This is a genomic window from Pseudomonas neuropathica, from assembly GCF_015461835.1.
Lineage (GTDB): Bacteria > Pseudomonadota > Gammaproteobacteria > Pseudomonadales > Pseudomonadaceae > Aquipseudomonas > Aquipseudomonas neuropathica.
The window spans coordinates 274,115-298,533 of record NZ_JACOPX010000002.1; the positions used below are offsets into that span (position 1 = coordinate 274,115).

Genomic DNA, 24,419 nt, shown 5'->3' on the forward strand with positions numbered 1-24,419 from the left:
CCTCTGGGAGAGGGCTGGGGTGAGGGCCAAGCCGATCAAGCATCAAGTAATCGGCGCCGGGTTGAACAACGTAATGTCGTTATGCAGCTTGTGCTTCTCCGCCCATGTCTGCTGCTTGCCGCTCGCCACATCCAGGTAATAGTGGAACAGCTCCCAACCCAATTCCTCGATGGTCGCCCGCCCGGTAGCAATTCGCCCGGCGTCGATGTCGATCAGATCCGGCCAGCGCTGCGCCAATTCCGTACGCGTCGAGACCTTCACCACCGGCGCCATCGCCAACCCATACGGCGTACCACGCCCGGTGGTGAACACATGCAGGTTCATCCCCGCCGCCAACTGCAACGTGCCGCAGACAAAATCACTGGCCGGCGTCGCACAGAAAATCAGCCCCTTCTGCTTGAACCGCTCGCCCGGGCCGAGCACGCCGTTGATCGCGCTGCTGCCGGATTTGACGATCGAACCCAGCGATTTCTCAACGATGTTCGACAGCCCGCCCTTCTTGTTGCCGGGCGTGGTATTGGCGCTGCGATCCGCTTCACCCTTGGCCAGGTATCGGTCGTACCAGTCCATCTCGCGTACCAGTTCCTCGGCAACGGTTTTGCTTTCGGCGCGCGATGTCAGCAGATAAATCGCATCGCGCACTTCGGTGACTTCGGAAAACATCACCGTCGCCCCCGCGCGCAACAACAAGTCCGAGGCATAACCCAACGCCGGGTTGGCGGTGATCCCGGAAAACGCATCGCTGCCGCCGCACTGCATGCCGAGGATCAACTCGGAGGCCGGCACGGTTTCGCGGCGGCGCTGGTCGAGCTTCTTCAAACGGACTTCGGCCAGCGCCATGATCTGCTCGATCATCTCGGTGAAACCGTGACTGGAATCCTGCAGGCGATACAGCCATGGATCGCTGAGATCGACGGAGGCGTCGTCCTCGTGCATCACCTGCCCGGCCTGCAACTTCTCGCAGCCCAGACTGATCACCAGCGCTTCACCACCGAGGTTCGGGTTGCGCGCCAGGTTGCGCACGGTACGAATCGGGATATAGGCGTCAGTGGCAGTGATCGCCACGCCACAGCCATAACTGTGAGTCAGCGCCACCACGTCATCGACATGCGGGTACTTCGGCAGCAGTTCTTCCTTGATGCGTTTCACCGCGTGATCGAGCACGCCGGTGACGCACTGCACCGTGGTGGTAATGCCGAGAATATTGCGCGTGCCGACGGTGCCGTCAGCGTTGCGATACCCCTCGAACGTGAAGCCTTCCAGCGGTGCCTGCGCGTCCGGCACCTCGGTGGACAGCGGCAGGCTGTCCAGCGGCGGCGCGGTCGGCATGCGCAGTTGATCTTCCTTGACCCAACTGCCACGGCGAATCGGCTGCAACGCGTAGCCAATCACCTGACCGTAGCGAATCACCTGGCCGCCCTCGGGAATATCTTCGAGGGTGACCTTGTGACTCTGCGGCACAAATTCCAGCGTCACCAGGCCATCGGCAAACTCAGTGCCGGCCGGTGCGCCCTGGTCGTTGACCACGACCACCACATTGTCCCGCTCGTGCAGGCGGATGTGGCGCGGCGAGTCGGAATGTTCAATCAACTGCATGACGCCGCTCCTCAGGAATGCGCTTGAGACAATTTACCGCTGGCTTCAACACCGCCATTGGTTGGCGGCTCTTTGAGGACCACGCGTTTGATCGGGCCAACGATGACCAGATAGCTGAACACCGCCACCAGTGCGTTGGCACCGACGAACACTAGCGCCCATTTGAACGAACCGGTGGAGCTGATGATGTAGCCAATCACGATCGGCGTGGTGATCGAAGCGATGTTGCCGAAAGTGTTGAACAGGCCACCGCTCAGGCCGGCGATCTGTTTTGGCGAAGTGTCGGAGACCACTGCCCAACCGAGTGCGCCAACGCCTTTGCCGAAGAAGGCCAGAGCCATGAAGCCAACCACCATCCATTCCACATCAACGTAGTTGCAGGCGACGATACTGCTGGAAACCAGCAGACCAGCGATGATCGGTGCCTTGCGGGCGAAGGTCAGCGAGTGGCCTTTGCGCAGCAGGTAATCGGAAATCACCCCGCCGAGCACGCCGCCGATGAAGCCGCAGATGGCCGGCAACGAGGCGATGAAACCGGCCTTGAGAATGGTCATGCCACGCTCTTGTACCAGGTAGACCGGAAACCAGGTCAGGAAGAAATAGGTGATGCCGTTGATGCAGTATTGACCCAGATACACACCGAGCATCATGCGGTTGGTCAGCAGCTGACGGATGTAATCCCATTTCGGGCCATCAGCCTTTTTGCCTTGCTTGACGTCCATGTCGACCATGCCGCCGTTGTCGGCAATGAACTGCACTTCGGCTTCGTTGGCCAGCGGGTGTTGGCGCGGGCTGTGGATAACCTTCAGCCAGACCAGCGAGAAGATGATGCCAAGGATGCCCATGACGATGAACACGTGTTCCCAGCCGAAGCGATACACGATCCAGCCCATCAGCGGTGCGAACAACACGGTGGCAAAGTATTGCGCCGAGTTGAAGATTGCAGAAGCGGTGCCGCGTTCAGCAGTCGGGAACCACGCCGCGACAATGCGCGCGTTGCCCGGAAACGAAGGCGCTTCAGCCAGACCAACGAGGAAGCGCAGCATGAACAGCGCAACAATCGCCGTGGACATGCCGAACTCACCGACAAAGCCTTGCAGCACGGTGAACAGCGACCAGGTGAAAATGCTCAGGGCATAGACTTTTTTCGAGCCGAAGCGATCGAGCAGCCAGCCACCGGGGATTTGCCCGGCCACGTAGGCCCAACCGAATGCGGAGAAGATGTAGCCGAGGGTGACCGCGTCAATGCCCAGATCTTTTTGCAGGCTGGAGCCGGCGATGGCGATCGTGGCGCGGTCGGCGTAGTTGATCGTGGTCACCAGAAACAGCATGAGCAGGATCAAATAGCGGACGTGAGTCGGCTTGGACGATTGCATGTAGATGTACTCCCACTGATTATTTTTATGCGCGGGTGAATCTTCTTTGGTGTTGCTTTTATTCCCTGTAGGAGCTGCCGAAGGCTGCGCCTACAGGGGTATTGCCTTATCAGGAGCCGATGTAACTGGTTTTCACCACGGTGTAGAACTCCTGGGCGTAGCGGCCTTGCTCACGTGAGCCATAGGATGAACCTTTACGCCCACCAAACGGAACGTGGTAATCGACGCCAGCGGTCGGCAAGTTGACCATCACCATCCCGGCCTGCGAGTGCCGTTTAAAGTGGTTGGCGTACTTCAGCGAAGTCGTCGCGATACCCGCCGACAGACCGAACTCGGTGTCGTTGGCCATCGCCAGCGCCGCGTCGTAATCGGCCACGCGAACAATGTTCGCCACCGGGCCGAAGATTTCTTCGCGGCTGATGCGCATCGACGCTTCACTGTCGGCAAACAGCGTGGGCGCGAGGAAGTAGCCTTCGGTGTCGCAGGTCACCAGACCACCGCCGCTGACCAGACGCGCACCTTCGGACTGGCCGATGTCGATGTACTTCATGTCCTGTTCAAGCTGCGCCTGGGAAACCACTGGACCGATGTCGGTGCCGGATTTCAGCGCGTGACCGACCTTGATCGACTTCATGCGCTCGGCCATGGCCTCAACGAATTTGTCGTGGATCCCGGCGGTGACGATCAAGCGGCTGGAGGCAGTGCAACGCTGGCCGGTGGAGTAGAACGCGCTCTGCACCGACAGCTCGACCGCTTGCTTGAGGTCGGCGTCATCGAGAATGATCTGCGGGTTCTTGCCGCCCATTTCCAGCTGAACCTTGGCCTGACGCGAGACGCAGTTGACCGCGATCTGACGACCCACACCGACCGAACCGGTGAAGCTGATGCCATCGACTTTCGGGCTCTGCACCAACGCATCGCCAACCACGCGACCGCTGCCCATCACCAGATTGAACACGCCAGCCGGGAAGCCGGCGCGGGAGATGATTTCCGCCAATGCCCAGGCACAACCCGGCACCAGATCGGCCGGTTTCAACACCACGCAGTTGCCGTAGGCCAGGGCCGGGGCGATTTTCCACGCCGGAATCGCGATCGGGAAGTTCCACGGGGTGATCAGACCGACCACGCCCAGCGCTTCGCGAGTCACTTCAACGTTGACGCCCGGGCGCACCGACGGCACGTAATCGCCGGACAGACGCAGGCATTCACCGGCGAAGAACTTGAAGATGTTGCCGGCGCGGGTCACTTCGCCGATGGCTTCAGGCAGGGTCTTGCCCTCTTCCCGGGCCAGCAGGGTGCCGAGCTCTTCGCGACGGGCGAGAATTTCGCTGCCGACTTTATCCAGCGAATCGTGACGGGCCTGAATGCCCGAAGTCGAATACGCCGGGAATGCCGCGCGGGCGGCGTCGATGGCGGCGTGAACCTGAGTCAGATCAGCCTTGGCGTAATCACCGATGGTGTCACTCAGTTCGGATGGGTTGATGTTGGCCGAGTAGTCGGCACCGGCAACCCATTCGCCGTTGATGTAGTTGTCGTAGCGTTTTGCATTTGTCACAGGGGCAGCCCTCAAAACTAAAAGCCTTTACGCAAAAAGCCGCTGATTACTCAGCGGCCGCGTTTTTGTCGGGTGTTACTGCGCACCTTGCTTGTCGATCAGCGCGGCGAGCATTTCGTACTCTTCGCCAGTCAGATCGGTCAGCGGTGCCCGCACCGGGCCTGCGTCATAGCCGGCGATTTTCGCGCCTGCCTTGACGATGCTCACGGCGTAACCGGCCTTGCGGTTGCGGATGTCCAGGTACGGCAGGAAGAAGTCGTCGATGATCTTGCCGACGGTAGCGTGATCTTCACGAGCGATCGCGTGGTAGAAATCCATCGCGGTTTTCGGGATGAAGTTGAACACCGCCGAGGAGTAAACCGGCACGCCCAGCGCCTTGTAGGCAGCGGCATAAACTTCGGCGGTCGGCAGACCACCCAGGTAGCTGAAGCGATCACCGAGGCGGCGACGGATCGACACCATCAACTCGATATCGCCCAGACCGTCCTTGTAGCCGATCAGGTTCGGGCAGCGCTCGGCCAGACGCTCCAGCAGCGGCGCGGTCAAGCGGCAAACGTTGCGGTTGTACACGACTACGCCGATGTTGACCGATTTACACACGGCTTCAACGTGGGCGGCAACGCCGTCCTGGCTGGCTTCGGTCAGGTAGTGCGGCAGCAGCAGCAAGCCTTTGGCGCCCAGACGCTCGGCTTCTTGAGCGTATTCGATGGCCTGACGGGTCGAACCACCGACACCGGCGAGGATCGGCACGCTGGTTTCACAGGTGTCGACGGCAGTCTTGATGATTTCCGAGTATTCGCTGGCGGCCAGGGAGAAGAACTCACCGGTGCCGCCGGCGGCGAACAATGCTGAAGCGCCATACGGGGCCAGCCATTCCAGACGTTTGATGTAGCCAGCGCGGTTGAAATCGCCCTGCGCGTTGAAATCGGTCACCGGGAAAGACAGCAGGCCGGCAGAGAGGATGGACTTCAGTTCTTGTGGATTCATTATTCGAACACCCTGGTAGCAACGTTTTTTGTGATTGGTCCGTTCAGCCTTCGCTGAAGTTGTAGGTCATCGTACAACTTAAAAGATAACCGTCAACTGCATTTCATCGTTGTGGGTGGTTTTTTGTCGGACAAAGCTGCTCAAAGCTTGGCAAGACTCGTCATGAAAGCCCGTGTTTAAAGGGTTCTAGCGCGGAAATGTCTGGTCAAGATTCGTTTACTGAGCGAAGCAGAGACGCCGGGTAAGGTGTGACGACTGCCACGAAGGATCGTGGCGGACCACTCGAAGGAACCCGAAATGTCGATGAATTACGCTGCCCCTACCCTTTCGCAAATTGCCGCCCCGACCTCCGACACACTCACGCTTCAGCTATCGACTCTGCCCGATGTGATGATCGTCCAGGTCCCCGATTCCAGCGATTTTCCGGCGAACTGGAGCGTCTACCCGATTCTCGGCGACGACCCGGAAGAGCCGGAGTGGGAAGGTGAGGAAGTCAACACTGGCACCTGGGACGATGCCGAGGACGAGATGGAAAAACTGACGGGGATCGAGTTGCAGATCCCTAAAGAAGCGCTGCGTCCGTACCTGAACAGGGAGGTTGAATTGCGCTACAAGTTTTCCGATGAGTCGAGTATGGAGCCGTTTTCGGAGGTGTTGAGGTTGCGGATCGAGGGCTGAACCTGGTCGTGCGGGAGCGGTTACCGTTCGTCGGAACTGGTATTTCTTACAGGTGTGTAAGAGGGCTTCGCGCTTCTTAAATAGAAGCGCGCGGGTGACATCAATGCGCCGGCGCCTTCGATAACCTAAAGTTCAATAGAAGGATCTTGACCATGAACGCACAAACTCAAACCTTGCCAGCCCCGACTCTCAAGCAAGCCGAAAACGGCACAGTCCGCATTAGCCAACTTTCCGACCCGACAGATGCCGAAGTACCTAACGGCCATGGCGCGTTGGCAGGAGACCAAATCGAGTTGTTCCTCGAGAGAGCTCAAGGGACTTCCTGGACTAGTGGAGCAATCGCTATTACTCATCAACATGTCGGGAAGCCCATTGCGTTTGCGATCCCGAAGAGTGCGTTTGCAGTAGGTGTGGTAGCGGGTGAACAAGCCACCTTAACGTACAAAATCACCAAACCGTCTGGTATTGAAGTGATCTCTTCTCAAGCCGAATTCAAACTGGAGCCTTAACCCTCAGCCCCTCTGCGCCTGCGCCTCTTCATGGGCCTGGCGCAGTCTTTCACGGCTGTTGGTCAGGTGCAGACGCATCGCCGCACGCGCCGCATCGGAATCCTGACGAGCAATCGCGTCGTAGATTTCTTCGTGCTCACGGCTCAGGCGACCCATGTAGTGCTGTTGATCATCATGTGCCAGGCGCGCCGAGTTCAGCCGCGTACGTGGAATGATGCTGGTGCCCAGGTGGGTCATGATGTCGGTGAAGTAGCGGTTGCCGGTGGACAGGGCAATTTCCAGGTGGAAAGCAAAGTCTGAAGCCACAGCATCGCTGGCGTGGGCAGCGCTTTCGTTGAGCGCATCAAGGGCGGCGCGCATGGTCGCCAGTTGCTCGGCGCTGCGACGTTGCGCGGCAAGGCCGGCAGACTCGACTTCGAGGCTGATGCGCAATTCGAGAATCGCCAACACGTCACGCAGGGTGACGACGGTGGCCGGGTCAATGCGGAAACCACTCGGGCTCGGTGTGTCGAGCACGAAGGTACCGATGCCGTGGCGGGTTTCCACTTGCCCCGCAGCCTGCAAACGCGAAATCGCTTCGCGCACCACGGTGCGGCTGACGCCATGGGCTTCCATGATCGCCGACTCGGTAGGCAGTTTGTCACCGCGCTTGAGCAGACCATCGCGGATCTGCTCGCTCAGCACCGTCACCAATTCCTGGGCCAGGCTACGGCGCTTGCGCGGGAGACGCGGGGTGTCGATCAGGTTTTCCATGGTGTGCATCTTGTCTCGAAAATTCGGCTTGTGGGCATCATAGCTCAAGCGGGTTGTACGATCACTTTCCGGTTTACATCGCTTTAGGAGTGAGCCTGCTCGCGATGACGTCCGCACATTCAGCATCAATGTGACTGACCCAACGCCATCGCGAGCAGGCTTACTCCTGCAGGGGTTTAACGGTGATCAGGCGGTCACGGTCTGTTCAACCAAATGGCCGCTGTCGATCCGCACGTGCCGTGGATGAAAGCGTTTCAAACTGCTGCGATGGCCGACGCTGACAATGCTCAGCCCCGGCAACTGATCGATCAGCGCCTGATAAAGCGTCGCTTCATCCTCTTCATCCATCGCCGAAGTCGCCTCATCCATGTACAGCCACTGCGGTGCGTAAAGCAACGCACGGGCGAAAGCCAGTCGTTGCTGCTCACCCGGCGAGAGCATGCGTTGCCAGTGATTGGCCTCGTCCAGTCGCGCGACCAGATGCGGCAAGCGGCAGGTTTCCAGCACTTGTGCATAACGCTCCGGCGCGTAACTGTCGCCCGGCTGTGGATAACTCAACGCCTCGCGCAGAGTGCCGATCGGCAGATACGGTTTCTGCGGCAGGAACAGATACCGCGCCGCCGGCAAACGAATATTGCCGTGCCCCGCCGGCCACAAATGCCCCATCGCCCGCAGCAGCGTCGACTTGCCGCTGCCGGAGCGGCCGCTGAGCATCACCCGCTCGCCGGGTTCCACAGTCATGTCGGCACTGGTCAACAGATGACGACCATCGGCCAGATCCAGGCCAAGGTTGTGCACCTTCAATTCGCTGCCCTGATTCTGCACATCGATGGCCGGGGTGCGTTCTTCGTTGTTGCTCATCGCATTGCGGAAACTCAGCAACCGGTCACACGTAGCGCGCCACTCTGCCAGATCCTGATAAGCACTGATGAACCAGCTGAAGTTCTCTTGCACATTGCCGAAGGCCGAGTTGATTTGCATCAGCTCACCGAGTTCGATTTTGCCGCTGAAGTACCGTGGGGCCGCCACCATGAACGGAAAAATGATCGCGATCTGCCCATAACCCGAGGTAAAAAACGTCAGCCGCTTGGACACCCGCATGATGTCCCAGAAATTGTGCCAGACCAGCCCGAAACGGTTACTCAGGCGCCGGTTTTCATTCGGCTCGCCGTTGTACAAGGCGATACTCTCTGCATTCTCGCGAACCCGCACCATCGAGAAACGCAGGTCGGCTTCAAAACGTTGCTGGTTGTTGTTCAAACCGATCAGGCGCCTGCCAATCAAATGCGTCAGCCAACTACCAATCACCGCGTACACCAATGCACACCAGAACATGTAACCGGGAACAGTGAAACCGAACACCTCAATGCTTCCGGAAACGCCCCACAGGATGATCGAGAACGACACCAGACTGACGACTGTGCGGATCAGACCCAAGCCAAGGGCCAGTGTGTTGGCCGTGAATTTATTAAGGTCTTCGGAGATCCGCTGATCCGGGTTATCGGTATAGCCACCCTGCTCCAGCTGGTAGTAGTTCTTGTGCTCCAGCCACCGGGTGAAATGCTTTTCGGTGAGCCAGGCACGCCAGCGGATGGTCAGCATTTGCGTCAGATACTGGCGATACACGGAGCCGAGAATCGCCACCGCCGCGATGCCGCAGAAATACAGGATCAACTGCCAGAAGGCCGCCTCGTCCTTCTTCTGCAAGGCGTTGTAAAAATCCTTGTACCAACTGTTGAGCCACACCGCGATCCATACGCTGAACAGCGTAAGCGCGATCACGGCAATCAGCAGCGTCCAGGCCTTGCCCTTTTCTTCGCTGCGCCAGTAAGGCGTGATCATCGCCCAAACCTTGCGAAAAAACTGCCCGCGCACAGCATCGTTGACCGCGGAATATTCAGCGTTCTGATTCATGGATAAGGCTCGATATAGAAAAGAACAGACACGCACCGATCATAGATGATCGGTGCGTTTTATCGCGAGGGCTGGCGATAGTCGTTCAGCGCAGGTTCAGCGACGAACCGGGCGCTTCTGCAGTTTGCGCTGCAGGGTGCGGCGGTGCATGCCCAGGGCGCGGGCAGTGGCGGAGATGTTGCCTTCATGTTCGGTGAGCACACGCTGGATGTGTTCCCACTGCAGGCGATCGACCGACATCGGGTTTTCCGGCACCAGACTGTCGAGGTCGGCGTGCTCGGAGAGCAGTGCGGCCAGTACGTCGTCGGCATCGGCGGGTTTGCACAGGTAATTGCAGGCGCCGCGCTTGATCGCTTCGACCGCGGTGGCAATGCTCGAATAACCGGTGAGGATCACCACGCGCATTTCCGGGTCCAGCTCCAGCAGTTTGGGCAGCAGCACCAGGCCGGAGTCGCCGTCCATTTTCAGGTCGAGCGCGGCGTAATCAGGCAGGTCTGCCTGGGCGATGGTCAGGCCTTCTTCGGCAGAACCGGCGGTGCTGACGCGAAAGCCACGGCGAGCCATGGCACGGGCCATTACTCGGGTGAACGTTGCGTCGTCATCGACCAGCAGCAAATGCGGCAGCTCTTCGCCTTCGACTTGGATTTCGTCACTCATGTTGGTCTCCTCGGGCGCCGTGGGGCAGGCGCAGCTCGGTGAGCGTGCCGCCTTCCTCATGACTATAGAGTTTCACTGAGCCGCCGGCGCGTGTCACGCTGGCCTTGCTCAAAAACAGGCCCAGGCCGAAACCTTTGCCCTTGGTGGTAAAAAACGGTTTGCCGATCTGTTCGGCGATGGCCAGCGGCACACCGGCGCCGTGGTCACGAATGCTGATGGTCACGGTTTCCGCGTCCCAGTCCAGGGTCACCTTGAGGTTTTCCGGGCAGGCGTCGGCGGCGTTGTTGAGCAGATTCAGCAAGGCCTGGGTCAGATCCGGCGGCGGTGCCATGCGCGGCACGGTGCCTTGGCCGAGGCGGTGGAAGCGATAACTGGCCTCCGGACGCATCAGGTGCCAGCGGTTCAGCGCTTCGTCGAGCCAGTCGGTGACGTCCTGCATCTCGACAGCCAGACGCCGGTTGGCCTCGGCGGCGCGCACCAGTTGCTGCAAGGTTTCCTTGCAGAGTTTGACCTGATCCTGCAGCACTTTAAGATCGTCCTGCAGCATTGGGTCGGGGTGATCCTGCTGCATTTCCTTGAGCAATACGCTCATGGTCGCCAGCGGTGTACCGAGTTCATGGGCAGCGCCAGCGGCCTGGGTGGCGACGGCCAGCAATTGCTGGTCACGCAGGCCTTCTTCGCGGCGGATAGCGCGCAGCTCCTCCTGACGACGCAGCTCTTCAGCCATGCGCGCGGCGAAAAAGGTGATCACCGCCGCGGCGAGCGCGAAGCTCAGCCACATGCCGTAGATCTGCAAGTTCTCACGGGCTACCGGCAATGTTTCCAGCGGATAGAAGCGCGTAAGCATCACGGTGTACAGCGCCAACGCGATACCGGAGAGAATCACCGAATAGCGCCACGGCAACGTCACCGCAGCGATGGTCAGCGGCACCAGATAATAGGAGACAAACGGGTTGGTCGAACCGCCGGAGAAATACAGCAGCGCACTGTGGATCACCAGATCGCAGGCCAGTTGCAGCGCATATTCGAGTTCGGTCACCGGCCACGAAGTGCGCAAACGCACGGCAGTGAACACGCAGAGCAGCGTCGAACAGCCGAGGGTCATCGCCAGTTGCACCCACGGCAACGGCAACAATTGCAGCCAGTAGGCCAGGCCTACGGAGCCGGCCTGCGCGGCAAGCACCAGGGTGCGGATGAACGTCAGCCGCCAGAGGTTCTGGCGAGTGGCGGAAGTCAGTTGTACGGGGGCGAGCATGAGCTCTCCTGATGAGCGCTCCAGGCGGATCGCACGGAGTATAACCAAGCCGCGCCCTTGAGAGGCGAAAGTGCGGCAAACGACCACATGGCGAAAACATTGTCGGCGGCTATAAGAACGCCTTCGCGAGCAGTCCCGGTCATCTGTATAGAAGTTGTAACTGGGCGAACCGGATCATAAAAGCTAGAGTCTGATGGTTTCACGCAGGCCCCCGAACCATCACCTGCGCCCTCATCAAGGAGCTTTCATGCACACATTTCGCCGCAGCGCCGCCCTTCTCGCCCTGACCGTCGGCAGCGTCGCCAGCCTTCCGGCCCTGGCCGCCGATGAGCTGCACTACAACCAGATTTCCCTGCGCGCCGAAGTCAGCACGGAAGTCGCTCGCGACCTGATGATCGTCACCCTCTACACCGAAGAGCAAAACACCGACCCGGCCAAACTCGCCGCCGACGTCAGCACCACCATGAACAAGGCCCTGGCCCAGGCCAAGCAAGTCAAAGACATCACCCTGCGCCAAGGCAGCCGCAACAGCTACCCGATCTACGACACCAAGGGCCAGAAAATCACCGGCTGGCGTGAACGCGCCGAACTGCGTCTGGAAAGCGCCGACTTCGCCGCCCTGTCCAAACTCACCGGCGAACTGTTGGGCGACCTGAAAATGGGCGGCATGGACTTCGCCATCGCCGACCCGACCCGCAAATCCAGTGAAGACCAGTTGCTCAAAGAAGCCGTGACCGCCTTCAAGGCCCGCGCCCAACTGGCCACCGACGCACTGGGCGGCAAGGGCTACAAAATCGTCAACCTGAACCTCAACAGCAACGGTTATCCACAACCGTACCTGCGCGCACCGATGATGATGAAAGCGGCGGCCATGGATTCGGCGCCGGTGACACCGGAAGTTGAAGCGGGCACCAGCCAGGTCAGCATGACCGCCGATGGCTCGATTGAAGTGTTGATGCCGTGATTTGAAGTGGGCTGAATGAAAAACCGCCGATCTGTGAAGGGTCGGCGGTTTTTTTGTGCCTGGATTTTGTGGTGAATGTTCCGTCGCCATCGCGAGCAGGCTCACTCCTACAATTTGGAATGCATTCCCCTGTAGGAGTGAGCCTGCTCGCGATGAAAGATAACGCGGTATCAAGTCTGCGGATCAACCCGATCCAGCGCCCGATTCACCGCCAGCTCGGCCAGCATGATGATCTGCTGAATCGCCAACGCCGTATTACGCTCGGGCCGGCCAAGCTGATCGGCAAAATTACCAGTAAGCGTGTTCGCCGACGCGAGTGACTCACAGGCATGCGCCAGCAGGCTTTCGGTGTCGATGTTCGGCTGAATCAGGAACATTGTGCTGGGTTGCCGGGGTTTGAGGGGTTCGGGGCTGAGGTAGAAATCCAGGGCGCGTTTGATGGCTTCGCGGGTTTTGATCTGGTCGTCGGCGCGGATGGCGTCTTCGAGTGGGGTATCGAGGGGTGGGTCAGGTATCAATTTATCCATGGAAAATTTCCTTATGAACTGACGCCATTCATTTCCGATCTCACTCGAGAAATGAGGTGGCAACTATGTACGGAGTGAGATTACCGGTAAGGAAACCAACCCGGCCGGACAAAGTCCGCCCGTACATAGCCGCCATAAAAACTGCTGACAGCGTGAGCTGGCGGCGATTATGGAGGGGCTTGTGCAGGTTTCCAAATTCAATAACCGGGAATCTCACCTCCCGATCGCTGAGTCTTCAGCGACAGCCAAAGACTAGAGAGCCCACGTCCGACGGACAACCTGAAAACCTTGTGGGAAGGTTCTGGTTCTCTGACACAGATTTAAACAGCCAAAAGCAGACCCTCACCCTAGCCCTCTCCCTGAGGGAGAGGGGACTGACCGTGGTGTTTGGGAGAGCTACGCCGACGTGCGATACCGAGTTGAACGCAAATTTTGAGAGGCCCACAATCGGCTCCCTCTCCCTCGGGAGAGGGCTGGGCGGGCGGCGTTCCGATGAGGGGCAAATCCACCACAAAACTAACGCCGAACACCCGCGCTCTTCACCACTCAATAGGCCGAGTGTCAGCTCGCCTGCTCTTGATCTTGACCCACGGGCGACGTCGGAAGGCTGAGCGGAGGGATTGATCCGGGCGTGGGAGCGCAGCGACCGTTTGGCGCAGCCAAACACAGCGGGAGTAGGTGCAGCGAAGCAAACCGGAGACGCTGCACCCGGATCGATCCCGCAGCGAAGGAACCCCGAGCCCCAGCGAGCGGGCCGCACGCAGGAGCAAGCCTTTTTGGTTACTTTTTCGGGGGAAAAAGTGACCCGCCGTAAGGGCGGAACCCTAAGCCGCCGTTACCGCAGCAACGGATATAAACACAAGTGCTAGATATGCCGAGATAGACACTTCAACAGGAAAAACGATATTTCCGCCAACACCCCCGCCCCAGCTACTCTTCCACGATTACCACCGCCGATTCCCCGGGGACCCCATGCCAAGATCCACCCTAAAACCGCTCTTGATCTCCCTCGCACTAACCGCCATAGCCCCGATCGCCAACGCCGCCACAACACTCGTTTATTGCTCCGAAGCCAGCCCGGCAGGCTTCGACCCCAGCCAATACACCAGCGGCACCGACTTCGACGCCTCCGCCGAAACCGTCTTCAACCGCCTCACCCAATTCAAACGCGGCGGCACCGACATCGAACCCGGCCTGGCGACAAAATGGGACGTCTCCCCGGATGGCCTGCAATACCTCTTCCACCTGCGTCAAAACGTAAAATTCCACACCACCGACTACTTCAAACCCACCCGAGACTTCAACGCCGACGACGTCCTCTTCACCTTCCAGCGCCTGCTCGACCCCGACAACGCCTTCCGCAAGGCCTACCCCGCCGAATCCCCGTACTTCACCGACATGGGCCTGAACACCACAATCAAATCGGTCGAAAAACTCGACGACAACACCGTGCGCTTCAACCTCAACAATGTTGACGCCGCGTTCGTGCAAAACCTCGCCATGAGCTTCGCCTCGGTGCAATCAGCCGAATACGCCGCGCAACTGTTAAAGGAAGGCAAAGCCGCCGACCTCAACCAGAAACCGATCGGCACCGGCCCGTTCGTATTCAAGCGTTACCAAAAGGACTCGCAGATCCGCTACGCCGCCAACACGGCCTACTGGAAACCCGAAGACGTGAAGATCGACAACCTGATTTTCTCGATCACCCCGGACGCCGCCGTACGTCTGCAAAAACTCAAGGCCGGCGAATGCCAGGTCAGCGGCTACCCACGCCCGGCCGACATCGAAGTGATGGAAAAAGACCCGAACCTGCGCGTGCTCAAGCAGGCCGGTTTCAACCTCGGCTTCCTCGCCTATAACACCACCCACGCGCCACTCGACCAGCTCAAGGTGCGGCAGGCGCTGGACATGGCCATCGACAAACCGGCGATCATCAAAGCCGTCTACCAAAGCGCCGGCCAGTTGGCCCAAAACGCCTTGCCGCCGGCGCAATGGTCGTATGACCCGAATATCAAGGACGCGCCCTACGACCCGGCAAAAGCGCGGGTGCTACTGAAAGAAGCAGGGGTTGCGCCGGGTACAACCATCAACCTTTGGGCGATGACAGTGCAACGCGCCTCAAACCCGAATGCGCGGATGTCGGCGCAGATGATCCAGCAGGATTGGGAGAAAATCGGCATCAAGGCCAACATCGTCAGCTACGAATGGGGCGAGTACATCAAACGCGCGAAAAATGGCGAACACGACGCCATGATTTATGGTTGGACGGGTGACAACGGTGACCCGGACAACTGGCTGGGCGTGCTCTACAGCTGCGCGGCGGTAAAAGGCAGCAACTACGCCAAATGGTGCGATCCGGCCTACGACAAACTGGTGCAACAGGCCAAGTTGGCCACCGACAAAGATCAACGGGTAAAACTGTATCAACAGGCGCAACTGATCCTCAAACAGCAGGTGCCGATCACACCGATTGCCAACTCCACGGTGTTCCAGCCGCTGCGCAAGGAAGTCACTGACTTCCGGATCAGCCCGTTCGGTCTTACCCCCTTCTACGGCGTGGGTATAAATAAGTAACACCAAGCCCCAAGGCGGCGCGCACAACGTGACCAATGCACCGTTTTGGGGCTTCATTTGCACCGTAAAAACCACCCGCAAACGGTCAAATGCGTCAGAAGTTACACAGATGCGACATTAAGGTACGTTCGTGCCACGCTTTGTGGCCGGCAGTCGTTCTGGATCTTGCAATGGGTATGGCCCCTGCATAAGTATCCGCAGGCACGACTCACGAGGTCGTACCTCACAACTAAAAAATGACAACAAATCATGAGGCCAACATGCTTAAACACGCGGTCATTCCGTTTTTAGTCGGCGCAGGCTTGTTAGCCTCCGCACCTTTCGCATCCGCTGCGACTAACCTGGTGTTCTGCTCCGAAGGCAGCCCGGCCGGTTTCGACCCAGGCCAGTACACCACCGGAACCGACTTCGACGCCTCAGCCGAAACCATGTTCAACCGCCTGACCCAGTTCGAGCGCGGCGGCACCGCCGTGATTCCTGGTCTGGCGACCAAGTGGGACATCTCCGATGACGGCCTGACTTACACCTTCCACCTGCGTGAAGGCGTCAAGTTCCACACCACTCCGTATTTCAAGCCGACTCGTGAGTTCAACGCCGACGACGTGCTGTTCACCTTCAATCGCATGATTAACAAGGATGACCCGTTCCGTAAGGCGTACCCGACCGAATTCCCGTACTTCACCGACATGGGGATGGACACCAACATCACCAAGATCGATAAAGTCGACGACCACACTGTCAAGTTCACGTTGAAAGAAGTTGATGCCGCGTTCATCCAGAACATGGCGATGAGCTTCGCCTCGGTACAGTCTGCCGAGTACGCTGCCCAGCTGCTCAAGGAAGGCAAGGCTGCCGACATCAACCAGAAGCCGATCGGCACTGGTCCGTTCGTGTTCAAGAGCTATCAGAAAGACTCCAACATCCGTTACACCGGCAACAAGGATTACTGGAAGCCTGAGGATGTGAAGATCGACAACCTGATCTTCGCCATCACCACCGACCCGTCGGTCCGTATTCAGAAGCTGAAAAAGAACGAGTGCCAGGTCACCCTGTTCCCGCGTCCGGCCGACCTGAAAGCGCTGAAAGAAGACAAGACCCTGAAGATGCCTGACCAGGCTGGTTTCAACCTGGGTTACATCGCCTACAACGTGATGGACAAGGTCAAGGGCAGCAACGAAGCCAACCCACTGGCTGACCTGCGCGTGCGTCAGGCGCTGGACATGGCTGTGAACAAACCACAGATCATCGACTCGGTTTACCAGGGCGCCGGCCAACTGGCCGTCAACGCCATGCCGCCGACCCAGTGGTCTTACGACACCACCATCAAGGACGCCAAGTACGATCCTGAGAAAGCCAAGCAACTGCTGAAGGAAGCTGGCGTCAAGGAAGGTACCGAAATCGTTCTGTGGGCGATGCCGGTGCAGCGCCCGTACAACCCGAACGCCAAACTGATGGCTGAAATGCTCCAGTCCGACTGGGCCAAGATCGGCTTGAAAGTGAAGATCACCAGCTACGAGTGGGGCGAGTACATCAAGCGCTCCAAAGGTGGCGAGAACCAGGCCATGATCATTGGCTGGAGCGGTGACAATGGTGATCCGGACAACTGGCTGAACGTGCTGTTCGGCTGCGACTCGCTCAGCGGCAACAACTTCTCCAAGTGGTGCGACAAGAAGTTCGACGGCCTCGTCAAAGAAGCCAAGCGTACAACCGACCAAGGTAAGCGCACCGAACTGTACAAAGAGGCACAACACGTCCTCAAAGATGCAGTCCCGATGACACCTATCGCTCACTCGACGGTGTATCAACCCATGCGCGCCAACGTGCAGGATTTCAAGATCAGCCCATTTGGCTTGAACTCCTTCTACGGCGTCAGCGTCAGCAAATAAGGCACTGCAGCGGCGACGTTTTTAACGTCGCCGTTGTTTTACCTGCCGGGAAGTTAGGAAATTGCCTACAGCCAATTCCACTGTGGATTACCGCAGCGGTATAGGACGCGTCGCCTTTTCCTACGAGATTTAAGGCATTTACGCATTTACTGCCAGAACCGCGGCCCCTACCGTCGGGTACTGACCAGTGTCTGCGTGGGCCACCGGTTTGCCGTACGTACTGGATTGAGCTCGATGCAACCAAAACGTCTCTGGATGAGGTGACGGTGCATTGAACAACACTAAAAAAAGAGGGAGCGTCATGCGCCATACCTTGATTTATTCCGCATTGCTGGGTGCCGGCCTGTTGGCCGCCTCGTCCGCCAGTTTCGCCGCCAGCAAAAGCCTGGTGTTCTGCTCTGAAGGCAGCCCGGCCGGTTTCGATACCGCGCAGTACACAACAGCGACCGATAACGACGCCGCCGAACCGATCTACAACCGTCTCGTCGAGTTCGAAAAAGGCGCGACCAATGTCGTACCCGGTCTGGCGACCAAGTGGGACATTTCCGAGGATGGTCTCAAGTACACCTTTCACCTGCGTGAAGGTGTGAAATTTCATACAACGCCGTACTTCAAGCCAACTCGCGATTTCAACGCCGACGACGTGCTGTTCACGTTTAATCGCATGCTCGATGCGCAACAACCTTTCCGTAAGGCTTATCCAACCGAGTTCCCGTATTTCAACGGGATGAGCCTGAACAAGAACATCGCCAAGGTCGAGAAGACCGGGCCGCTGACCGTGGAGTTCACGCTCAACAGCGTCGACGCCGCGTTCATCCAGAACATCGCCATGAGCTTCGCCGCCATCCTGTCCGCCGAATACGCCGACAAGCTGCTGGCCGAAGGCAAGCCAAGCGACATCAACCAGAAACCGATCGGCACCGGGCCGTTCGTGTTCAAGAGTTATCAGAAAGACTCGAACATTCGTTACACCGGTAATCAACATTACTGGGATCCGAGCCGGGTCAAACTCGATAACCTGATCTTTGCGATCAACACCGACGCCTCGGTGCGCGTGCAGAAGCTCAAGGCCGGCGAGTGCCAGATCACCCTGCACCCGCGCCCTGCCGATGTTGAAGCGCTGAAGGCCGATCCGAAACTGCAATTGATCTCCAAGCCGGGTTTCAACCTCGGCTACATCGCCTACAACGTTCGCCACAAGCCATTCGACCAGCTCGAAGTGCGCCAGGCGCTGGACATGGCGGTGAATAAACAAGGGATTCTCAACGCTGTTTATCAAGGCGCCGGCCAACTGGCCGTGAATGCCATGCCGCCGACCCAGTGGTCCTACGACGACAGCATCAAAGACGCCGCCTACAACCCGGAAAAAGCCAAAGAGCTGCTCAAGGCTGCCGGTGTCAAAGAAGGCACCGAGATCACCCTGTGGGCGATGCCGGTGCAGCGCCCGTACAACCCGAATGCCAAACTGATGGCCGAAATGCTCCAGGCGGACTGGGCCAAGATCGGACTGAAAGTGAAGATCGTCAGCTATGAATGGGGCGAGTACATCAAACGCACCAAGAACGGCGAGCACGACGTCAGCCTGATCGGCTGGACCGGTGACAACGGGGATCCGGACAACTGGCTCGGCACGCTGTACAGCTGCGATGCCATCGGCGGCAACAACTACTCCATGTGGTGCGATCCGGCTTACGACAAGCTGATCAAAGAGGCCAAGGTCGTCACCGACCGCGACCAACGCACCGTACTCTACAAACAGGCTCAGCAATTGCTTAAACAGCAAGTGCCGATCACGCCTGTCGCCCACTCGACGGTCAACCAACCGTTAAGCGCCAGGATCGAGGGCTTCAAAGTCAGCCCGTTCGGTCGCAACGTGTTCTCGGGTGTCGGTATCGATTAAACCAACCGTTTTAGCCGCAACGCTGGGGGGCACTGTCTAGCCCCTCACGCAAGCGCTTTGCCGAAATTCGCCAATCCGGCCTTTGGCAAACGTTTGCGATGTGTGAATGAGTTCTAAACCAATAACCGGCATACCAAAAAAAGCCGGCATAAAAAGAAAGTAAAGGAGCTTCACCCATGAAACTGAGCAGCACCGCGATACTGGCCCTGGCCATCAGCAGCATCACCGCCACGGCTTATGCGGAAACCCAAAGTCAGGCATTCACTCCGGTGACCGTCAACACCAAGAGCGCCCAGGCTGAAGCAACCGGCTTCGTCGAAGGACAGTCGATTTCCGGTACGACGCGTAACTGGTACGCCAATGAGCAATTGAAACGTGGTGCCAAGTTCAAGTACCAAAAAAACGGTACAACCGAACTTACTGATCGCCGGATCAACTGGGTACAAGGCACGATTCTCAAGTACAACTCGGGGTTCACCGAAGGTACTGTCGGCATCAGCACTGAAGTGGCGGTCTACAACGCTGTAGCTCTTGAGCGTGACCGCAAAAACCTCGCTGCAAACGTCGGTGGTGCGCCGATTCCTAACGTCGCCTCCGGTAACAACCGGACCCTGACCCGAGATGGTGGCGATGCGGAGGGACAGTGGAGCAAACTGGGTCTGGCCAACGTCAAGGCGCGGGTTTCAAATACCACTCTGACCGCCGGCCGCCAAAACTTCAGCAGCCCGATGGTCGATGTGATCGGCAACCGCGCTCTTCCTTCGAGCTTCCAAGGTGTCAGCCTGCACAGCGAAGAGTTGGAGAACCTGACCTTCGACATCGCCACGTTCGACAAGAACTCGCCACGTATGGAAGAAAGCCAGCGCAAGTTCCGCTCCGAATATGCTGACACGCTCATTGAAATTGATCACGTCAACACCGCTGGTATTTCCTACCAGCCGTTTGCCAGTCTGAAAACCAGCCTGTGGGCAACTCAGGCTGAAGACATGTGGAAACAGTACTACTTCGGCGCTACCCACGAACTGGGCGACAGCCAGATCCTCAGCCTGACTACCGGTCTGAACTACTACAAGACCGTAGATGAAGGCAAAAAGAAGCTGGGCGAAATCGACAACGATACCTACTCGCTGTCGCTGGGTCTGACTCACCAGGCCCATAGCCTGACCTTCTCGTACCAGGAAATTAACGGTAACGAGTACTTCGACTACCTGCACGAAACCAACGGTATTTACCTGGCCAACTCCCTGCTCTCGGACTTCAACGGCCCGAACGAGAAATCCTTCCAGGTCGCTTACGGTCTGAACATGGCTGAATATGGCGTGCCAGGCCTGAAGTTCAACATCTACAGCGCTCGTGGCTGGGGCATCGACGGTACTCACTACAAAGGCGGCGCTTACGACAGCGTGCTGGCAATGGATGGCGAACACCACTACGAATACGGGATCGGTGCTGCCTATGCCGTTCAAAGTGGTCCGCTCAAAGCTACGGCAATCCGCGCAACCTACACTGCGCACCGTGCCAGTGATAATCAGCTGGATGGCAGCATCAACGAGTTCCGTCTCGTAACCACCATCCCGTTCAACATCCTGTAAAAACGCCAACCGACGGTTGACTCATGATGAGTCGGCCGTTCGGTTTTTTGTCTTCAACCGATTGCAGAGGGTTATCGATGAAAATGCTTCCCCTACGTGCGGCCATCGCGGCTGCGTTGCTGAGTGTCGCTGTTGGCGTCTCGGCCAAACCCTTGGTGGTCTGCACCGAAGCCAGCCCGGAAGGCTTCGATATGGTCCAGTACACAACTGCAGTCACGGCGGACGCTGTGGCCGAAACCATCTTCAACCGCCTGGCCGACTTCAAGCCCGGCACCACTGAAGTGATCCCGGCTCTCGCCGAGTCCTGGGACATCAGCGAAGACGGCCTGACCTACACGTTCCACCTGCGCAAAGGCGTCAAGTTTCACACCACTGAATATTTCAAGCCGACCCGCGACATGAACGCCGACGACGTGGTCTGGAGCTTCCAGCGTCAGCTGGACCCGAATCACCCATGGCACAAACTGTCGAGCGTGGGCTTCCCGTACTTTGAAAGCATGGGCTTCAAGGAACTGCTGAAAAACGTCGAAAAAGTCGACGACAACACCGTCAAGTTCACCCTGACCCGCCGCGAAGCGCCGTTCCTGGCCGATATCGCGATGGCGTTCTCCTCGATCTACCCGGCCGAATACGCCGACCAGTTGCTCAAAGCCAACAAGACCGGCGACCTCAACAACAAGCCGATCGGCACCGGCCCGTTCATCTTCCAGCGCTACGCAAAAGACGCTCAGGTGCGCTTCAAGGCCAACCCGGATTACTTCCGAGGCAAGGCGCCGGCTGACGCGTTGATCCTGGCCATCGCCACCGACAACAACGTGCGCCTGCAAAAGCTCAAGGCCAACGAGTGTCAGATCGCCCTGTATCCAAAACCGGACGACATCCCGAGCATCAAGAAAGACAGCAACCTGAAAGTCGATGAACTGGACGCGATGACCGTCTCGTACATCGCCATGAACACCCAGCACAAGTACATGAGCGACGTGCGCGTGCGCAAAGCCATCGACATCGCGTTCGACAAGGAAGCCTATGTCAACGCGCTGTTCGGCAAAGGCAATGCGTCGGTCGCGGTCAACCCGTACCCGCCGACCCTGCTCGGCTACAACCACGACCTGAAGAACCCGCCACGTGACCTCGACGCCGCCCGCAAGCTGCTCAAGGAAGCCGGAGTTCCAGAAGGCACCACGTTTACCCTGTTTACCCGCAACGGTGGCGGTCCGACCAACCCCAACCCGATGCTCGGCGCGCAAATGATGCAGGCTGACCTGGCGAAAGTCGGGATCAAGATCGACATTCGCGTGATGGAATGGGGCGAAATGCTCAAACGCGCCAAGGCCGGTGAGCACGACATGGTGTCTGCCGGATGGGCGGGCGACAACGGCGACCCGGATAACTTCCTGACGCCTATGCTCAGTTGCGAAGCGGCAAAAAATGGCGAGAACTATGCTCGCTGGTGCAACGAAAAATTCCAGGCACTGCTGGATGAAGCACGGGCTAAAGTAGATCCGGCCGAACGCGCCAAGCTCTACGAACAGGCGCAAGTGCTGTTTAATCAGGATCAGCCATGGATCAGCATGGCCCACACCAGGATGTTTACTGCAATGCGTAACAACGTAGAGGGCTATCACATCAGCCCTCTCACCACTAATAACTTCGCCACTACCCAGGTGAAGTAGATAAGAAACTCCCGGCGTCCCTGACCCCAGGGATGCCGGGCACGCCTAACCGGCTGATGAGGTACCACACACGATGTTTAGTTTTATTGCCCGCCGACTGGGGTTGTTGATCCCCACGTTTTTCGGCATCACCTTGCTGACTTTCGCGTTGATTCGCATGATTCCGGGCGACCCCGTGGAAGTGATGATGGGCGAACGTCGGGTCGACCCCGAAATGCACGCTCAGGCAATGGAACGCCTAGGTCTGAACAAGCCGCTGTATGCCCAGTACCTGGACTACATCGGCAAACTGGCTCACGGCGATCTCGGCGAATCCCTGCGCACGCGTGAAAGCGTATGGACCGAGTTCACCTCCCTCTTCCCGGCGACCCTGGAACTGTCCATGGCCGCCCTGCTGTTCGCCGGCATTCTCGGGCTTCTGGCCGGGGTGATCGCGGCACTCAAGCGAGGATCTCTGTTCGACCACGGGGTGATGGGCATCTCCCTCGCGGGGTATTCGATGCCGATCTTCTGGTGGGGCCTGATCCTGATCATGTTCTTCTCGGTGAGCCTGGGCTGGACGCCGGTTTCCGGGCGGATCGACTTGCTCTATGACATCGAGCCGCGCACCGGTTTCATGCTGATCGACACGCTGCTGGCCGATGACGTCGGTGCCTTCTTCGACGCCCTGCATCACCTGATCCTGCCGGCCATCGTCCTCGGTACCATTCCGCTGGCGGTGATCGCGCGGATGACCCGTTCGTCGATGCTCGAAGTGCTGCGTGAAGACTACATCCGCACCGCCAAGGCCAAAGGCCTGTCGCCATCGCGCGTGGTGTTCGTGCACGGTCTGCGTAACGCACTGATTCCGGTACTCACCGTGGTCGGCCTGCAAGTCGGCACCCTGCTGGCCGGTGCGGTTCTGACCGAAACGATTTTCTCCTGGCCCGGCATCGGTAAATGGCTGATCGAAGCCATCGGCGCCCGGGACTACCCGGTTGTGCAAAACGGCATCCTGTTAATCGCCTGCCTGGTGATTCTGGTCAACTTCGTAGTGGACATCCTCTACGGCTTTGCCAACCCACGCATCCGTCATCAGCGCTGAGGTCAATAACCATGAGCACTCCAACATCCTCAGTAGCGACTTCCGCCACCAACGCGGATCAAAGCCTGCTGTACCCGTCACCGTACAAAGAATTCTGGCAAGCCTTCTCCAAGAACAAGGGCGCAGTTGCCGGCCTGCTGTTCATGCTGTTGATCATCTTCTGCGCGCTGTTCGCGCCGTGGGTCGCGCCGCACAACCCGAGCGAGCAATACCGTGATTTCCTGCTGACGCCACCGGCGTGGCTGGAAGGCGGCCAGATGCAATTCCTGCTCGGCACCGATGAACTCGGTCGTGACCTGCTGTCGCGTCTGATCCAGGGTTCGCGCCTGTCGCTGCTGATCGGTTTGTCGTCGGTGGTGATGTCGCTGATTCCGGGGATCCTCCTCGGTCTGTTCGCCGGTTTCTTCCCGAAGATGATCGGCCCGACCATCATGCGTCTGATGGACATCATGCTGGCCCTGCCGTCGCTGCTGCTGGCTGTGGCGATCGTCGCCATCCTCGGCCCTGGCCTGATCAACACCGTGATCGCCATTGCTGTGGTTTCGCTGCCGTCCTACGTGCGTCTGACCCGTGCTGCCGTGATGGGTGAACTGAACCGCGACTACGTGACCGCCGCCCGCCTGGCCGGTGCCGGTCTGCCACGTCTGATGTTCATCACCGTGCTGCCGAACTGCATGGCGCCGCTGATCGTTCAGGCAACTCTGAGCTTCTCTTCGGCGATTCTCGATGCCGCTGCGTTGGGCTTCCTCGGCCTTGGCGTACAACCGCCAACCCCTGAGTGGGGCACCATGCTGGCCTCGGCCCGCGACTACATCGAACGCGCCTGGTGGGTGGTGAGCCTGCCTGGTTTGACCATTTTGCTCAGCGTGCTGGCAATCAACTTGATGGGCGACGGTCTGCGCGATGCGCTGGACCCGAAACTCAAGAACGCCGCCTGAG

19 protein-coding genes are annotated in these 24,419 nt (G+C 58.6%); 10 read left to right on the top strand and 9 right to left on the bottom strand.

The annotated features are described in order from the left end of the window. Nucleotides 1-42: 42 nt before the first annotated feature. From garD to kdgD, 4 genes are all read right to left on the bottom strand, one after another. Nucleotides 43-1,596, bottom strand: coding sequence for a galactarate dehydratase (garD, locus tag H8F23_RS03340; protein WP_034154460.1), 1,554 nt, complete (start codon nt 1,594-1,596; stop codon nt 43-45). 11 nt (nt 1,597-1,607) lie between these two features. Then, on the bottom strand, nt 1,608-2,972 hold the full coding sequence (locus H8F23_RS03345; protein WP_194933415.1) for an MFS transporter: 1,365 nt from the start codon (nt 2,970-2,972) through the stop codon (nt 1,608-1,610). Between the two features lie 109 nt (nt 2,973-3,081). Continuing rightward, nucleotides 3,082-4,527 (bottom strand): aldehyde dehydrogenase family protein, encoded by a 1,446-nt coding sequence (locus H8F23_RS03350; protein WP_108226156.1) that lies wholly within the window; start codon nt 4,525-4,527, stop codon nt 3,082-3,084. Nucleotides 4,528-4,602: 75 nt separating this feature from the next. After that, nucleotides 4,603-5,514, bottom strand: coding sequence for a 5-dehydro-4-deoxyglucarate dehydratase (gene kdgD / locus H8F23_RS03355; RefSeq protein WP_016984321.1), 912 nt, complete (start codon nt 5,512-5,514; stop codon nt 4,603-4,605). A gap of 297 nt (nt 5,515-5,811) precedes the next feature. Between kdgD and H8F23_RS03360 the strand changes: the two genes are divergently transcribed. Together H8F23_RS03360 and H8F23_RS03365 are read left to right on the top strand one after the other, a co-directional pair. Further along, nucleotides 5,812-6,192, top strand: a complete 381-nt coding sequence (locus H8F23_RS03360; protein WP_194933416.1) for a hypothetical protein — start codon at nt 5,812-5,814, stop codon at nt 6,190-6,192. 152 nt (nt 6,193-6,344) lie between these two features. Then, entirely contained in the window at nt 6,345-6,701 is a 357-nt protein-coding gene (locus H8F23_RS03365; protein ID WP_194933417.1) for a hypothetical protein, read from the top strand. A 3-nt stretch (nt 6,702-6,704) separates the two neighbouring features. Here H8F23_RS03365 and H8F23_RS03370 read toward each other — a convergent pair whose 3' ends face one another. The 4 genes from H8F23_RS03370 to H8F23_RS03385 form a co-directional block, all read right to left on the bottom strand. Continuing rightward, nucleotides 6,705-7,454 carry a FadR/GntR family transcriptional regulator gene (locus H8F23_RS03370; RefSeq protein ID WP_194933418.1) on the bottom strand — a complete coding sequence of 250 codons (750 nt, stop codon included), beginning with the start codon at nt 7,452-7,454 and terminating at the stop codon, nt 6,705-6,707. 186 nt (nt 7,455-7,640) lie between these two features. Continuing rightward, complete coding sequence (locus tag H8F23_RS03375; RefSeq protein WP_194933419.1) at nt 7,641-9,368, bottom strand: ABC transporter ATP-binding protein/permease; 1,728 nt, start codon at nt 9,366-9,368, stop codon at nt 7,641-7,643. Nucleotides 9,369-9,464: 96 nt separating this feature from the next. Beyond that, a complete protein-coding gene (locus H8F23_RS03380; protein WP_003221630.1) occupies nt 9,465-10,025 on the bottom strand; it encodes a response regulator transcription factor in 561 nt (186 codons plus the stop codon). Further along, nucleotides 10,018-11,280 carry an ATP-binding protein gene (locus H8F23_RS03385; protein ID WP_038357512.1) on the bottom strand — a complete coding sequence of 421 codons (1,263 nt, stop codon included), beginning with the start codon at nt 11,278-11,280 and terminating at the stop codon, nt 10,018-10,020. Before H8F23_RS03385 ends, H8F23_RS03380 begins: the two co-directional genes overlap by 8 nt. 247 nt (nt 11,281-11,527) lie before the next feature. Between H8F23_RS03385 and H8F23_RS03390 the strand changes: the two genes are divergently transcribed. Then, nucleotides 11,528-12,244: an SIMPL domain-containing protein gene (locus tag H8F23_RS03390; RefSeq protein ID WP_194933420.1), complete on the top strand. Its 717-nt coding sequence runs from the start codon at nt 11,528-11,530 to the stop codon at nt 12,242-12,244. Nucleotides 12,245-12,414: 170 nt separating this feature from the next. On the opposite strand, the gene H8F23_RS03395 is transcribed toward H8F23_RS03390, so the two are convergent. Beyond that, nucleotides 12,415-12,771, bottom strand: coding sequence for a DUF6124 family protein (locus tag H8F23_RS03395; RefSeq protein ID WP_127925817.1), 357 nt, complete (start codon nt 12,769-12,771; stop codon nt 12,415-12,417). 972 nt (nt 12,772-13,743) lie between these two features. Between H8F23_RS03395 and H8F23_RS03400 the strand changes: the two genes are divergently transcribed. The 7 genes from H8F23_RS03400 (at nt 13,744) to H8F23_RS03430 (ending at nt 24,418) form a co-directional block, all read left to right on the top strand. Then, nucleotides 13,744-15,345, top strand: a complete 1,602-nt coding sequence (locus H8F23_RS03400) for an ABC transporter substrate-binding protein (protein WP_194933421.1) — start codon at nt 13,744-13,746, stop codon at nt 15,343-15,345. Nucleotides 15,346-15,605: 260 nt separating this feature from the next. Beyond that, entirely contained in the window at nt 15,606-17,231 is a 1,626-nt protein-coding gene (locus tag H8F23_RS03405; RefSeq protein ID WP_077571094.1) for an ABC transporter substrate-binding protein, read from the top strand. Nucleotides 17,232-17,532: 301 nt separating this feature from the next. Further along, nucleotides 17,533-19,131, top strand: a complete 1,599-nt coding sequence (locus H8F23_RS03410; RefSeq protein WP_093435865.1) for an ABC transporter substrate-binding protein — start codon at nt 17,533-17,535, stop codon at nt 19,129-19,131. A 176-nt stretch (nt 19,132-19,307) separates the two neighbouring features. Continuing rightward, the gene (locus H8F23_RS03415) at nt 19,308-20,723 is read left to right on the top strand and encodes an OprD family porin (protein ID WP_194933422.1); all 1,416 of its coding nucleotides are present in this window, start codon (nt 19,308-19,310) and stop codon (nt 20,721-20,723) included. A gap of 77 nt (nt 20,724-20,800) precedes the next feature. Then, on the top strand, nt 20,801-22,396 hold the full coding sequence (locus H8F23_RS03420) for an ABC transporter substrate-binding protein (RefSeq protein ID WP_194933423.1): 1,596 nt from the start codon (nt 20,801-20,803) through the stop codon (nt 22,394-22,396). Nucleotides 22,397-22,469: 73 nt separating this feature from the next. Continuing rightward, nucleotides 22,470-23,480: an ABC transporter permease subunit gene (locus H8F23_RS03425; protein WP_008085273.1), complete on the top strand. Its 1,011-nt coding sequence runs from the start codon at nt 22,470-22,472 to the stop codon at nt 23,478-23,480. Nucleotides 23,481-23,491: 11 nt separating this feature from the next. Then, complete coding sequence (locus H8F23_RS03430) at nt 23,492-24,418, top strand: ABC transporter permease subunit (RefSeq protein ID WP_194933424.1); 927 nt, start codon at nt 23,492-23,494, stop codon at nt 24,416-24,418. Nucleotide 24,419: the final 1 nt, after the last annotated feature.